Here is a 14,176-nt window from a genome sequence, read left to right on the forward strand (position 1 = left end):
TCTGTTAGCTCAATGGTCTTCTACGGCTAATGCTGAAATTTTCGTTGATCTGTAAAACGAACCATGAACAAACTTTACCCGGATCTTCAGCCGTAAAAAGAAAAAATCTTTATTTTCAGGAAAAGTCCTTATTCCGCGTGAAAAAAGCGAAGAAAAAATACCTCAAATATTTTCCTATTCTGGGTTGCATTTCCACCGGCTTCATCTATACGGCCATTGGGATCATCGCAATCCTTTCCCTACTAAGGCTGAAGGATGGTGGCGCTTCCAAAAACAGTCTTCTTGCTTATGTGAACGACCTGCCGGGAGGCGAAATTGTCATCTGGTCCATCCTGCTGGGAATGCTCTGTTATATCGTTTGGCGACTATATGAATCCTTTCGTGATCCCTATAAGTATGGAAATGGCTGGAAAGGACTGGCCCGTCGTACCGGGATCGGCCTCAGCTCACTTGCCGATGCCTTTATCGCTTACTCTGCACTGGTTGTTTTAATAGGTTCTGCAAGTTATTCTGAAGACGGCAGCCCTGAACAAAAAAGGGAAATGACGGCTAACATGCTCGATTACGACTGGGGCAAATGGCTGGTTGTTAGCCTGGGCGTGCTGATAGCTCTTATTGCCGCAGTGCAATTGTTCTACGGAATTACCCGGGGATACAGGGAGCGTCTTGATATCGTACAGTTCAACGGGAAAAAGAAAGCTGCCATTTTTTTCCTGGGTTTTACCGGGTATGTGGCCCGCGGAATCATCCTGGGCATCATCGGCTTCTTCTTTATGAAATCGGGCATTCTTAATGATTCGGAATATGTGGTCAACACTGATAAGGCCTTCAACTTTATTGGGGACCACATCGGCAAGATCCCTTTTGCGATAGTCGCCGTTGGCATTATCTGCTACGGTTTATTCATGTTTGCCCTGGGTATTACCTATGACCTGGATAACGATCCTTCAGATCCCAATTTTCATCCGCAGAAAGGCTGAAGATAGTCTAGCCTCCCGGTTTGCGCATTCATCAATTCTTATACAAGGTTGTTACCAAAACCCCTTTAAACCCGGGAGATGGAACGGTTAGTAGTCTTTTTTCTTCTTTGGCCCTGAAGTTAAAAGGTGAGGCTGAAAGATCCACACCACTTTGTTTTTTCAACCTGATCCCCTGCCCCGAAACAATATCCTTATTGGGTTCAAAATCACCTTCCGGCAAATGCTCGGTCAGAATAACATACTTGAAATCGTATAATTTTTCTACCACGCTTTTTATTTCCGGATTAGATAAATGCTGAAAAACCTGTCGCAGGATCGCGCAGTCTCCCGAAGGCAACTCCTCCTTTGCAATATCCAAAGCCCGGAATTCCAGATCATCTGCCATGAATTCTTTCTGATTACGCGCTATAAGCTCCGGCACTATGTCTACAGCGATATACTTTTTGGAGAACTTTACCAGTTCTTTACCAACATTAAAATCCCCGCAACCCAGGTCGCAAAGAACGGGCGGAGTCTCAAGACCATTTAAAAAAGCCGACACTGCCTCTAAATATGGATCAACTGTTTCAGGATGATGCGAGCCCAACCCGGAGTAGAATTCCGATTTATTGCCACCCCACAGGTTCTTTTCATAGATCTGCGCCATGGCATCTTTTGTGGGCCAGGGCTTTTTTATTTTTTCTTCCTTTTTTGACACTGACCTTCGAATTACAAATTTTCCTGCCGGAGTATCATTGCGCTATCCGCAGTTTCCTCTTTATAGTTCGTCAACCGATCTGTATTTCAGCTGGATCACCGAAACTTCTCCGGCATTTAGGTCGCCGAGGGCATTATCATAATCTGCAGCAGTACCTATCACCACGCCGTCCCGGTGTTCCTTGAGGGTGGAGAAAAACTTTACCTCGAACCAAACCCTGTCAAGTTTTTCCTGTTCCTCCGGAGTAAGGCCGGTGCTGCCGCTGATCAATGCCGACAGCTGTTTGCGGGCAATATTCCTGATCTCCCCGGCCACAGCTTCATCTGTAGGCAGGTTCCGAAGCGCCCCGATCACAAAAAAGATCTTCCCGTAACCGATCTTTTCAATGTACTCATTTCCATATTTCAGCTTGTACAGGGCGGGATCTTCATCATAAACTTTGGCCAGGGAATCCCTTACCGCCCAACTGTCAGAAAAGGCTTCGTACCCGTCCTCGTACTTTCCTCCACCTATCAACACTCCTCTTTCGGTTACAGGATACTGCTCAATGACCGACTGGTACAGTTCGGTACTTACGGCAAACCTGGTGGCAAAATAATTTCCGGGATTGTAGAATTCATCGAACAGACGATAAGGGAACATGAATCCTATGGGATCGGAATCGTATTCCCAGGAAGGAGATTGCGAAAATGACTGATTAAGTTTGAAGTAGGAGGTTTCGGTATATCCAAAAGGATTGGCTACCGGCACATGGGTATGCGTATAAATTCCCGCCCCTACCTGCTCCCGGTATGCATGGTTTTCATCAAGAACAGTTTCTCCGTTACGGGTAACGATTACCTCACGGCTTCCCTCGGCTTTGTTGTAAGAGGTGATGGCGCTGCTGTTACCATCGGCCGCTGTAAATTCAACCCGGCTCAGCTCTCCGTCGGTATAGGTGTGAACAGCCGTACCTGCCTCGCTGTACACTTTTTTAACCGAGGGAAGCCCGTTCTTATATTCGGTTTCAAACCATAACTCCCCGTCGGGATGGTAATATTTTGACCAGAGGGGTTTATTCTCCTCACTACGGCTCACTTCCATGTACAGGTGGTGCTGCGGATAGCTGGCGTACACCTTCGCCGATTTAATATACCCATTCTCATAATATTCGAACTCTTCGGAAGTAGCTTCAGAAGACTGATACCGGCCTTGCTTTATCCATCCGTTCGGGTATTGCTCTATAAGCTCAAAGGATGGAGTAGATCCTATGGAATAGTCGGGTTGAGGAACAGGATCTTCTTTTTCACAGGAAGGTAAAAGTACCGTAAATGCAAGAAGGAGAGGCAGGTAATAGTTTTTGAACACGGGATCGGTTTTAAAAGTTAGTATGATCAAAGGCCGACAAATCATTCAGTTCATTATTATGGCGCCCGCCATGATAATGATTTTTACTGGTTATGAAAACCATTTTGAACGGGAAACTTTATTAATATGTAGGAGTTTTACCTGTTTTGTTACAGAAACCAATAAAACCGTGACACATTTCCCCCCTGAGGAAATGAGGTTTGAATAAAATATGAATGGACGTGAGGTGCAGAACAACAGCCATATTTTACGGGACTTAATTTATTTGGCAAATGTTTATCTAATAAAAGGGGACTGAAACAAAAAACCCTCTAAATCAATAAGATAAAGAGGGTTTTTGTACTCGGAGCGGGACTTGAAACATAACTCTTAATGTATACTCATTATACATTAAAAATCCGCTCATCTCTTTATTAGCCCATGTTCATTGACCTAAAACAATATCTGTATATCTTATGCATAATTAACAGATAATAAAATTGCGGGGAATATGCGGGGAAAGTGCGGGGAAAGATATATCTTTGAAAAGATCTCAATTATAAATTATGGCAACCGTAAATTTCTTGGTCAAAGGAAAAGATAATCCTGCTACCATACATGTCCGGTTCAAAGAAGGTAATAGCACCCATGACATAACTAAAAATACTGGAAAAGTAATTAATCCAAAATATTGGAGCAAGTCCAAAAAGGCACCTTTACCGAAAAGCGAGCACCTCAAAAACTTGGCAAGTGATTTAAGGAAGCTTAAAGAGAAAATAATCGATTCATTTTCAGAGACACCATCTTCCTCCATAAATGGAGCCTGGCTTCAAAAACAAATCGATATACATAATAAAGTTTATATAGCTGAAGAAAGGGAAATTGTAAGCGAATATTTGACAGACGCCATTCAACATATTATTGACACCTCACACCTTCGAGAGAATTCCAAAGGAAGCTTAGGCTTATCAAAAAGTAGACGTAACTCCTACAAAAACCTGTTAAACATAATTGAAGCATACCAAGGAAGAAAAAAAATAAAAGTCAAGGATGTTGACATTAGCTTCGGGAAACGGTTTCTTGACTGGATGCTTAATAACCGGAAATATTCGGAGGGTTACTCTAAGAAAAAAATAGATGATCTAAAAACTGTTTGTGCAGATGCCGCAATAAACGGTTTAGAAGTGAACCATCAATTGAAAAAAGTAAAAGGAGGTAAAACCAAAAACGATCATGTCATTTACCTTTCGCCGGAAGAATTGAATCAAATAAAAAATACCTCCCTGAGTAAACCTTCCTTAGAAAACACTAGAAAATGGCTTCTATTGGGGTGTAATTTAGGTCAACGAGGGCAAGATCTACTCAACATATCTGAAGAAAATTTTGTGACCCGAAAAGGATTAGATCTAATTGAACTGACCCAACAAAAGGGAGGTAAAATTGTAACCATTCCAGTTCTTCCCGCCACTAAAGAAATATTAGCGGAAGGCCTCCCGGACCCAATTTCTCTTCAAAAATTTAATGACCAACTTAAGGTTTTGTGTGAGGAAGCAAATTTAAAGAAACCAACATATGGCGGTAAAGTTACCATGGTGGACAAGGAAGGAAAGGAAATTCCCAAGGATGAGGATGGGAAGTATAAAGAAAAAGGTGAAAAGCGAAAAATATTTGGGACCTTTCCTAAGTACCAGTTAATATCCTCTCATGTTTGTAGACGGTCCTTTGCAACTAATCATTACGGTATTTTACCCACTCCCCTTATTATGCAAATAACGGCTCATGGAACCGAAAAAATGTTTTTGCAGTACATTGGAAAGTCCTCAATGGATTATGCACAACAAATAGCAGATTTCTATAATAATCATTCGAATGAAAAATAATTCCTTTACAGCCCGCGACTTTTTTCAAAATTATTATAAAGAACTTTCCGAGAGCAGGTATCCACTTGACCCCACTTTTTTAAAAGAAAATTATAGGAAGTTCATAAGAGATTATGAGTTTTTTCTCACTGAATTTGTTGGCGACCAATTGACTATGAATCCAGATCAAAAGGATTTTATAGAAATTGAAAAGGCCTTCATACTAATACTTCTTGAAGAACTAAAAAAACGTCACCTAGAAATAGAAAACATAAAAGAGGAAATTATCGAAGAATATCTTCAATTAAACAACATTCCTAAATCCGAGGTGCCATGGTTTAAAAATGAAGATCCTCATGCCTTAGAGTGGGACTCCTATATGCAACATAAAGAGGAAATTGAAGTCTATGAAATGAATCATGAAAAAATTGGAAAAGAAACTTGGCTCGAGTTTTATTCATATAGAGGCAAAGTTTTATTCCTAAGAATAAAAGCAAATCGCTTAGGATACGAATTCTCAAATGAAGAAAATATTGCCTTCCAAAAAATAGAAAAAGAGGTAGAAGTTCCAAGTCCCGAATACCACAACACTACAGGAACCCAAAAATTACTCTTTTTGCAGGAACTTGGATTAATTGATTATCTAAAGCAGATAAACCCTTCTCTTTCTACAAACAAACTGGCTAAAGTATTGGGCGCCATTACAGGAGAACGGTACTTACAACCAGCCTTAAATGCAATGCAAGGGGAACAAAAATTCAAGGATAAAAAAAGCCCATATTACTCTAAAAAGAACCTGCCCCGAGTAAAAGATCAATTGATCCAGTGGGGCTTTACTGTTACTTCTGGAAAAGACTAATAAGTATCAACTGATCAAAATAAATAATACTTAAGAAATACTTAAGATTGATTTGTGTCATAACTAATAAAAACTACGTTATGTCACTACAAATTATTCAAGACTCGGAAGAATTCGAAAGAAAAATTGACTTAAAATTAAATCAATTAGAAACGAATCTAATCTCCCAACTCAAACAAGAGTTCCAACCCAAAACACCAGAAGAATATCTAAGCAGGTCAGAGGTCGCAAAGCTATTAAAAGTAACAACCGCCACCCTTGACCGATGGACTGACCAAGGCAAACTAAAACGTTATGGCCTTGGAGCAAGAGTATTTTACAAACGCTCAGAAGTAGAAGAAAGTCTTATACAGCTTAAATAAGGCCTTGAAACCAACAGGATTCAAAGCCATTTAAGCCTCATCTGGTTTGCAACTCAAATATAGGCATTTTGGCTTGTTTCCTAAACATTGATTTGGGAGTAGTATCAACTACTTCCACTAACCCAAAAGAAACAAGAAAAATGAATTACATTAAAAAAGAAAACATAGAAAAAATTACAGAAAGTTCAGACTTATTAGAAATCATCTCTGAATTCGTTGATTTAAAAAAACAGGGCGCAAATTATGTAGGACTTAGCCCTTTCACTAATGAAAAAACTCCAAGTTTTACAGTCTCTCCTTCCAAGGGAATTTGGAAGGATTATTCCTCTGATAAAGGTGGTAACAATCCAGTGAGCTTTTTGATGGAGATGAAAAACCTTTCATATCCAGAGGCTATTGAATGGTTAGCACGAAAATCAGGTATTCCGTTAGAATATGACACCGAAAATGTAAGGGAGGAGATTATCCAGGAGAAACATAAATTACAAGAATTATATTCCTTATTAGAGTCCGTTATAAAGGAGTATGAAAAAGCCTTCTGGAACCTTCCTGAGGATCATCCGGCAAAATTAGAAATCTTTGACAAAAGAAAGTATTCACCCGAAGTGGTAAGAAAATATAGGATTGGCTATGCTCCGGGAGGAAAATATATCTATGACAAGTGCGTAAGTTCTGGGAGAAAACATGACGGCATAGAGCTAGGAATTATCAATGAAAACTATGATAAATACAGTAATCGAGTTATATTCCCTCTACTCGATAGCAAAGGCTTTAATGCGTTTCCAATTGGTCTTGCTGGACGCAAACTCGATGATCATTCGAAATACCCTAAATGGATAAACTCTAAAGAAAGTGCAGTTTATAAGAAAAATTCCTTCTGGTATGGTTTATCAACAGCACGAGAATCAATAACTAAGAGTGGTGAAGTATGGTTAGTCGAAGGCTATAATGATGTAATAGCCTGGCAGGAGAATGGTATCCGAAATACCATAGCGTCCTGTGGAACATCTATTAGTGCAAGACAAATCGCTGTCCTAAAGAAACTCTGCGAAAAAATAGTTTTTTGCTTTGATCCGGATTCCGCAGGCAGAAAAGCAATGCTAAAATATGTACCTGAATTTATCCAAAACGGATTTCGGGTTCAGGTTGTTTTTTTATCTCCCGCTCTCGACCCCGATGAATTTGTTCGTTTTTGGTCTTCTTCAGTTAAAAAATACGGATTGAAGGAATTAGGAGTAAATTCCCAGTATAGAGATGACGGTTTCAAATTTTTGATGGAAGAATGTTTTAAAGGTAAGGACTCCGTTGACGTAGCAAAAGAAACAAAAGTTTTAGCTGAAATTATTGCCAAGATTGAAGATGACGCAATGCGAGAAATTTACACCGATTGGCTTTCCAAAGAAAGTGGTGTGAAATTACCACAAGTCAGAGGGTTTATAAAAAATCACGAAGCGAAAAATAAAACCACTTTACTAACAAAAGATGAAGGATTATACCGATTACCTTCCGTTGTAAGTGCTCCCTTAGAGGAACTCCTCCCCACAATAGAAAAGTACCAACTTTTTACCGCCAATAAGCAAGTTTGGATTCAACAGAAAGGAGAACCTCCTTATAGTTTTCGATCAGTTAGTAATTTCCACATTGAGATAATCCAGCACATGCAGGATGAAAAGTTCCCCATGAAACTAGTTCGTTTAAAAAATGTCCATGGATTAGAGCGCATTTTTGATATGCAGTCTTCAGACATAAATTCACTTACTACTTTTGAAAACGCTGTTACTGCTCATGGTAATTTTAGGTGGAAAGGAAATCGGGCCGACCATGAATTACTGAAAACTTACCTATTTGATAATATGGGCACTGGCCGCAAAATAGAAGTTCTAGGCTGGCAACCAGAAGGTTTTTGGGTATGGAACAATTTAGTTTCTTGTCCTTCGCAGTCGAGTATCACCATCGATGAGAATGGAGTATTTGAAAAAGAGAATGTTTCATTTTACGTTCCTTCAGCAAATAATATCTACAGGTCGAATCTGTATAAGTATGAGGCACAAAAAAAAGTGTTGAGTTTAAAGGCTCCTGTAACGTTCCAGAACTTTACATCTCAAGTTATAAAAGTACATAGAGAACATGGGATGATGGGCATCCTTTTTTCAATTGCCAGCATTTTCCAAGACATAGTAGTTGCCGAGTTAAATATGTTTCCAATGCTCTTTTTATATGGTCCTGCTTCTTCTGGAAAGGACCAACTAGCAGATGTCTGTCAAAGTTTTTTTGGACATCCACAAACAGCCATTAACTTAGAAGGAGGTGTTAGTACTATAAAAGCCCAAGTCCGTGAATTCGCTCAATTCTCAAATACAATCTCACATTTATCAGAATATAAAAATGGAGATGCAAAATTAGATGGTGTCCTAAAAGGTCTATGGGACCGGAGGGGGTATAAGCGAGGAAACATTGATAGCCATGTTGGAACTGATAGCATTCCAATTCTTTCGTCGGTTTTAATGACTGGAAATTACGCACCTGACCAGGAAGCTTTAATAACCAGATTCATATGGGAATTTATGGAAAAAACAGTTTTTTCTAATGAAGAAACTGAGGAGTATGAAAAGCTTAATGACATGACGAAGAGTGGAATAAGCTCCTTTACAGATCACTTTCTACAACATCGACTTCTTGTAGAGAAGAGCTTTAAGCAAAATTTCCGGCTGTTCCATATGTCCCTTAAAGAAATTAAGCCAGAAGCAAATTCACGTATGTTATCGAATCTCTCTGTTTTAGGTGCTTTTTATCAAATTTTCAAAGACCTCATTCCCTTTACTTTTAGTCATGAGGAGATGATGACACATTTCGGTAAGACCATTGATAAACAGATGAACAAAATGGATAGTGCAAGTATTATCAATCGATGGTGGGACTGCTTTCTCGCCTCAATGCGTGGATCCCATTCTGATCAGCTAAAGGAGGGTCAAGATTTTAAGCTTACCGGAAACCAATTATACTTCAACTTTACGAATTGTTACAACAGAGTTTCTCGTCAATGGTTTATTCAGTATAGAGATAACGCTCCTGCTAAAGGTGTTATGATAGATAGTCTAAAAAAGGATAAAGCTTGGATAGACGCAATATCATCGGTCAGGTTGGCTCCTGGTCGGGAATCAAGAAACACAAGTGCTTATCTCGTAGATATTAATGCTATATCAGTAAAGGATGAAATCAAATTTGCTATAGATCACCAAAGAAAAGAAAACAATTTGTTTGGAAATCCGTTTAGCGATGAAGAACCTCGAGAAAATAAAAAAGACGACGAAGAACTTGATGACTTACCATTTTAACTTCCAACACTCCAACACCTCTATTAAATGATTGAATATGAAAAAAATAACTTCTTTTATAGGTGTGGAAAAAGTGTAGAAAGTGTTGGAAATGGTTGGTAAGAAAAATCCGTTTCAAACCACTTCCACACGACTTTCGTATTAAAAAACTGAAAACCAAGCGTGTAGATGTGTGGAACTATTTCTTCTAATTATCTCTTTTATTTTTTCCAAGTAAATTTTTAGCCGCTATAGAATCTATAGCGGCTTTTATTTTTCTCATTCTCATGAGCAAAAAAGAACTCCTCACAATTCAACTTTGAACATAAGGCTAAGAATAATGTAATCTAATCAAGCCGTTGAAATACGGAAATCAGAATTCAAGACTTATACTAAGAGGAGCTAGAAAAAGAACTTTATTTACCGTTGAACTCTTTACAAAGTCGAAAAAAAGACAAAGAAATATAAATTTAATGCAACTCAAGCCGTTGAAATAAACATCCTAAACTCCAAGGTATGAACTTAAAGAAGTAAGATGCATATCTTTAAATACCGTTGAATCCTCTTACAAAGAAGTTGATAAAAATTAGGAGCAAAGAGAGTTTAGGTATTTTGAGCCGTTGAAGTATGGAACTTAGATTTCGTTCTTTTACTTTACCAAAATCAAAAAAAGCATCTTAATTACCGTTGAACCATCTTAGAAAAAAGCAGAGGACATAAAGACGTTGATCCAAGGTAGTGTTGGCAAAATTCGTATATTATTCTAATCAAATAGTTGTATGTGTTATAGGACAAAGCTTAATTCCAAGATAAAGGAAATTGAAAAAACTTTCAGTGCCGGCTTTATTGATCCAGAAAGTTACAGCCCACAGGAAGAAATAAATGGATTTAACTTTTCACCTACTCCTGTTATTACAGATGAAAACCCGGGAGAAATTGACTTATTTCACTGGGGCCTGATACCATTCTGGGCAAAAGATGATAGTATCAGGAAAATGACTCTAAATGCAAAGATCGAAACCGTCGAAGAGAAACCTGCATTCCGAAATTCTGTTAATAACCGCTGCCTTATAATCGCAGACGGATATTACGAATGGCAGTGGCTAGATTCAAAAGGGAAAAGCAAGCAGAAGCACCTTTTAGAGGTGCAGGATCAGGAAATATTTGCATTTGCAGGTATCTATTCTTCCTGGAGAAACCCGAATACTGATCAGCTTATTAACTCCTACTCCATTTTAACCACAGAAGCCAATGAACTAATGAGCAAGATCCATAATAATAAAAAAAGAATGCCGGTGGTCTTAAATAAGCCGGACCGGGAAAAGTGGATAAGTGGTGCTCAAATCTCCCAATTTTCCTTTCCTTATGAGGTGCAGCTAAAAGCTAGTAAAATCTAATGGTTTTCCTTCAACCGTCTTCAACGGCTAAATTCGTATTTACCGTTGAACAATAAAAAATATTAGAGTTCTCAAAGTACTTTGTCGCTATTTTTATGAGTGAAAAATGAACTGGAAATTAAAGGTGATTAGGATTTAACCATGAAATACAGATCAGTAGGAGAAGTCATAGATAGTCCGAAAAAACAATGGATCCCAGAAGCTCACCTCGGGGTTGAATTCGATTACAGTTTCATGGGGAAAGGAATGGGACAAACAGGTGTTCATCTCTTTATTAAAACTATTATAGTGGATTCCTTTGAGAACCAATTCACCAGGAAGACTGAACATATATTGCAAAGAAGAGAGGTTAAGGACTGCATTCGATGGAGAATTCAGGAGCACTTAAAATCTGTAGGAGTTGATATGGTACAAATTCGTGGTTTACTGCGGGATTTCGAGGTAGACATGGAAAAAGTTATACCATACGACCCGGCAAACTTCAAGAGATGATTTATTTTATTACCTTAAGAGGATGAAGCTGGTTATGATCCCCTTCTTTTTCCTTTCAACCCTTACCTGGGGACAGGAAACTTATACTTCTCCACTAACCCAATACTGGCCAACCTTATTTACAACCGAATTCAAAGAGGTCAACCGTAAAATTTTCTTTGATCCCAATTCTATTACTATTATTTCCGAAACAGCTGAGGGAAAGGAAATTGAAATTTTTCATATCCAGGAAGTAAAAATAATTGAAGATACCTTTACCTATTTCTGCCTTACAAAAAACAAACGTAAAGTGACAATTGCTGTACCACAGCAGGAGAGAGTTGAAATTATTGATCTATACCGCCTTTCTTTAGAATCCGGGGAAGAGGTGCAATTTAGGTTTCATGTGGATTAACTTTAACAATCCATTTCAACCTTGTCTAAATTGTTCAGTACTAATGGGAGAATTTGAAGTGGGCAAATCCTTCTGGTCTGCTTTGGTTTTAAGGTTGGAGCCAATTATGTACATGAAAAACATGAAAAGGATGACCACAAGAGTGAGAAGGTAATTGTTCTTAATCCATTTCCATGTTGATTTTATTCTGAATGGATGATAGATTTCTTGAAAAAAATCTCCTTTTAAAGACATTAAATCCTTTTCAAGTTTTTCGAATTTCCTCAAAGAGTAATCCCCCTCATCTAAAAAAGAAATACATTTATCATGTAAATCATTTACGAATTTCGTTAGATTATTAGCCGTATCTGGATAAGGTTTAGATACAAGAAGAATAAAGTTAAACTCAACTCTACGCTTATCATTCGCGAATACCTCAAAAAGAAGCATTTTATTTTCAATACTGCTATTTTTTGTTAATTCATCTCCAAAATTTTTGGTTTGATCAATAGAATTTTGAAAATATTCATGGATCAATTTGGTATGTGGTTCTAACACCATTTTCATATACCATTCCTGAGTATTCCTTTTCCTTTCTACCAGCGAATCTAAAAACCTTCCGATGACGAATAAAGCTATTAAAACAGTAGAGCTTAATATGGTTGGCAGTAATATACTCTGGTCGAAATCAATAATGAATTGGGGGAAAATCATTAATATGATATTACTCACTCTTATTTGATTTTTTTCTGTTTAGAAAAACGGAAAAACTATTTTTTTTAGAGAGGGTATTACTCGCATTTCGAAGAGCATCTTCTATATGACCTCTAAGAATAGTTCTAACCGTTGAATTTTCATCTTCAAAAGCAAAAGAATACTTCTCTTCGAATTTTTTTAACCCCAAATATTTTATGCTTGGAAAAAATAAACCAAGAAAAAAAGAAGGATTTATAGAACTTGTACCAGCTGGAATTTTGACAACAACTAGTTGATCTTGTTTATCAAGATCATCCAAATTCATTTCCTTTCTAGCAGCTTCACCTTGTGGCCTTCCTGTGAATAAGCTACTTTTGAAACTTTTATATTTGCCTAGATCTATTATCATGATTCCATTTTACTTTGCAAATGTCGCTTATTTAAATAAATTTTAGCCACTAAAAAGGTACCTGGGAACGATTTGTCCAATTTTTTCAAGTTACTTTTAGACGGTAATTCACTTAAATCATTCTTTTCATTAAGACCTAATACATCTATTCCATCGTAACTCGATGGCCTATGTTTATGGTCACATTTCAAAAAGACATTACCGGAATAAATTAGAAAACTCGGCTCAAGTTTCCTTTTTTCATCTACATAGTCTCCTAAATTTATAAAAGATTTTAGGATTTTCATAGTACCCGTCCCTCTATCTTCAGTAGTATAATTTAGCCGACTAACTCCTTCCTGCAAAGCATATAATGTAAACATTTCTTCTTTAGAAAATTCCAAAGATGTAGTCATTTTCTTCTTTACTTCCTCATACATTTCATTCATACTTTCATAGGTTTCTACATTCTGATTTTTGTTTTGCTCAAAACCATCATAGATTGAATATCCAAAATTAAGGAAAGCCAAATTTACTTCACTTACCTCTTCCTCACCACTATCTTCTGGAGCCCCTGATTTAAAAATATTTCCACTTACGTACCAGGTGTTAAATTTTGAATGATCTTCCGCATTGTTTAGCACTTCAGAAATTATTCCATCTAGATAAGAGGCATTTAATTCATCCAACATGAAACCGTGTTGCAGCAGATTTTCATTGATATATTTTCGTATAGTTGTTGCGGCCGGACCTTTCATATTCTCAACATAACTTTTTCTTGATTTTTGACCTCTAATGAAGTTCAAGGATGAGAATGGTTTAAGAAAAGACTGTGTGACATTTGCCTCAGGTATTAAATAGCCAGCCATTAATCTTGCATTTACTTCATCGTTCTTAGACGGTGCAATCATTATATCCGGACGTGCCTTCCTTATTTTAAGCCCTTCATCAATCTTTTCTAAGTGATCAGTGTATTCTACTAAAACAACTAACAATAAAAAAATACAGGAGTAGTCTATGTCTTTGCATTTAGAGAAATCAATGTGGATGACTTCACCTTTATATTCCATTATCGCCCTCCTAATATGAGTTATGGTGTTGAAGGATGAAGTGTGGTGTTTTTCAAGTACAAATTGTTCTGGGATTATTATTTTCTTACTAATTGGCCCTACAAATTTGTAGCCCTCAAGGTTCAAAAAGTGGTCAAGCGGAAATGGTTTTGATGAAATAACCCTCTCTTCGTGTTGCAGAAGACCATATTTTTTATTGTTCTCATTAGAAAACCCAAAGAAGTCAACATAATCTTTGTTTCTCCGACCTTTTTTGTACTCTCTTTTTTCATTTCTCCCCTGGTTCCTTCGATACTTTACTTTTTTATTTATTTTCTTCACCTTTCAGATAAATTTATATGGAATCTCTCCTTGCACTTTTTT

Annotated in this window: 13 protein-coding genes; 8 read left to right on the forward strand and 5 right to left on the reverse strand. The window is 37.5% G+C overall.

The window, feature by feature from the left end; translation table 11 throughout:
• Window positions 1–137: 137 nt before the first annotated feature.
• Window positions 138–980, forward strand: a complete 843-nt coding sequence (locus tag BLS64_RS13230) for a DUF1206 domain-containing protein (RefSeq protein WP_176763482.1) — start codon at window positions 138–140, stop codon at window positions 978–980.
• Window positions 981–1,011: 31 nt separating this feature from the next.
• Here the strand turns inward: BLS64_RS13230 and BLS64_RS13235 are convergent, their stop codons facing one another.
• Together BLS64_RS13235 and BLS64_RS13240 are read right to left on the reverse strand one after the other, a co-directional pair.
• The gene (locus BLS64_RS13235; protein WP_093114149.1) at window positions 1,012–1,626 is read right to left on the reverse strand and encodes a class I SAM-dependent methyltransferase; all 615 of its coding nucleotides are present in this window, start codon (window positions 1,624–1,626) and stop codon (window positions 1,012–1,014) included.
• Window positions 1,627–1,737: 111 nt separating this feature from the next.
• Window positions 1,738–3,024: a toxin-antitoxin system YwqK family antitoxin gene (locus tag BLS64_RS13240; RefSeq protein WP_143019325.1), complete on the reverse strand. Its 1,287-nt coding sequence runs from the start codon at window positions 3,022–3,024 to the stop codon at window positions 1,738–1,740.
• Window positions 3,025–3,569: 545 nt separating this feature from the next.
• Between BLS64_RS13240 and BLS64_RS13250 the strand changes: the two genes are divergently transcribed.
• The 7 genes from BLS64_RS13250 to BLS64_RS13280 all read left to right on the forward strand — a co-directional run bounded on the left by BLS64_RS13250 (window position 3,570) and on the right by BLS64_RS13280 (window position 11,680).
• The gene (locus BLS64_RS13250; RefSeq protein ID WP_093114071.1) at window positions 3,570–4,883 is read left to right on the forward strand and encodes a tyrosine-type recombinase/integrase; all 1,314 of its coding nucleotides are present in this window, start codon (window positions 3,570–3,572) and stop codon (window positions 4,881–4,883) included.
• Window positions 4,873–5,721, forward strand: a complete 849-nt coding sequence (locus BLS64_RS13255; protein ID WP_093114069.1) for a hypothetical protein — start codon at window positions 4,873–4,875, stop codon at window positions 5,719–5,721. The genes BLS64_RS13250 and BLS64_RS13255 overlap by 11 nt, the downstream gene beginning before the upstream one ends.
• An 80-nt stretch (window positions 5,722–5,801) precedes the next feature.
• On the forward strand, window positions 5,802–6,083 hold the full coding sequence (locus BLS64_RS13260; protein WP_093114068.1) for a helix-turn-helix domain-containing protein: 282 nt from the start codon (window positions 5,802–5,804) through the stop codon (window positions 6,081–6,083).
• 140 nt (window positions 6,084–6,223) lie between these two features.
• On the forward strand, window positions 6,224–9,418 hold the full coding sequence (gene dnaG, locus BLS64_RS13265) for a DNA primase (protein ID WP_143019326.1): 3,195 nt from the start codon (window positions 6,224–6,226) through the stop codon (window positions 9,416–9,418).
• Window positions 9,419–10,176: 758 nt separating this feature from the next.
• Complete coding sequence (locus tag BLS64_RS13270) at window positions 10,177–10,794, forward strand: SOS response-associated peptidase (RefSeq protein WP_093114065.1); 618 nt, start codon at window positions 10,177–10,179, stop codon at window positions 10,792–10,794.
• A gap of 141 nt (window positions 10,795–10,935) precedes the next feature.
• Entirely contained in the window at window positions 10,936–11,286 is a 351-nt protein-coding gene (locus tag BLS64_RS13275) for a hypothetical protein (protein ID WP_093114063.1), read from the forward strand.
• Between the two features lie 34 nt (window positions 11,287–11,320).
• The gene (locus tag BLS64_RS13280; RefSeq protein ID WP_143019327.1) at window positions 11,321–11,680 is read left to right on the forward strand and encodes a hypothetical protein; all 360 of its coding nucleotides are present in this window, start codon (window positions 11,321–11,323) and stop codon (window positions 11,678–11,680) included.
• A gap of 15 nt (window positions 11,681–11,695) precedes the next feature.
• Here the strand turns inward: BLS64_RS13280 and BLS64_RS13285 are convergent, their stop codons facing one another.
• From BLS64_RS13285 to BLS64_RS13295, 3 genes are read right to left on the reverse strand one after another with little or no spacing between them, the layout of a single operon-like run.
• A complete protein-coding gene (locus tag BLS64_RS13285) occupies window positions 11,696–12,391 on the reverse strand; it encodes a hypothetical protein (RefSeq protein ID WP_093114060.1) in 696 nt (231 codons plus the stop codon).
• The gene (locus BLS64_RS13290; RefSeq protein WP_093114058.1) at window positions 12,384–12,764 is read right to left on the reverse strand and encodes a hypothetical protein; all 381 of its coding nucleotides are present in this window, start codon (window positions 12,762–12,764) and stop codon (window positions 12,384–12,386) included. Before BLS64_RS13290 ends, BLS64_RS13285 begins: the two co-directional genes overlap by 8 nt.
• Window positions 12,761–14,134 carry a hypothetical protein gene (locus tag BLS64_RS13295; protein ID WP_093114057.1) on the reverse strand — a complete coding sequence of 458 codons (1,374 nt, stop codon included), beginning with the start codon at window positions 14,132–14,134 and terminating at the stop codon, window positions 12,761–12,763. The genes BLS64_RS13290 and BLS64_RS13295 overlap by 4 nt, the downstream gene beginning before the upstream one ends.
• Window positions 14,135–14,176: the final 42 nt, after the last annotated feature.

This window comes from Salinimicrobium catena, from assembly GCF_900102915.1.
Classification (GTDB): Bacteria; Bacteroidota; Bacteroidia; order Flavobacteriales; family Flavobacteriaceae; genus Salinimicrobium; species Salinimicrobium catena.

Bases quoted from the DNA above. Each gene is read 5' to 3' on its own strand.
- BLS64_RS13235 (WP_093114149.1), bottom strand. From the start codon at position 1,626: ATGGCGCAGATCTATGAAAAGAACCTGTGGGGTGGCAATAAATCGGAA.
- BLS64_RS13250 (WP_093114071.1), top strand. From the start codon at position 3,570: ATGGCAACCGTAAATTTCTTGGTCAAAGGAAAAGATAATCCTGCTACC.
- BLS64_RS13255 (WP_093114069.1), top strand. From the start codon at position 4,873: ATGAAAAATAATTCCTTTACAGCCCGCGACTTTTTTCAAAATTATTAT.
- BLS64_RS13260 (WP_093114068.1), top strand. From the start codon at position 5,802: ATGTCACTACAAATTATTCAAGACTCGGAAGAATTCGAAAGAAAAATT.
- dnaG (WP_143019326.1), top strand. From the start codon at position 6,224: ATGAATTACATTAAAAAAGAAAACATAGAAAAAATTACAGAAAGTTCA.
- BLS64_RS13270 (WP_093114065.1), top strand. From the start codon at position 10,177: ATGTGTTATAGGACAAAGCTTAATTCCAAGATAAAGGAAATTGAAAAA.
- BLS64_RS13275 (WP_093114063.1), top strand. From the start codon at position 10,936: ATGAAATACAGATCAGTAGGAGAAGTCATAGATAGTCCGAAAAAACAA.
- BLS64_RS13280 (WP_143019327.1), top strand. From the start codon at position 11,321: ATGATCCCCTTCTTTTTCCTTTCAACCCTTACCTGGGGACAGGAAACT.
- BLS64_RS13290 (WP_093114058.1), bottom strand. From the start codon at position 12,764: ATGATAATAGATCTAGGCAAATATAAAAGTTTCAAAAGTAGCTTATTC.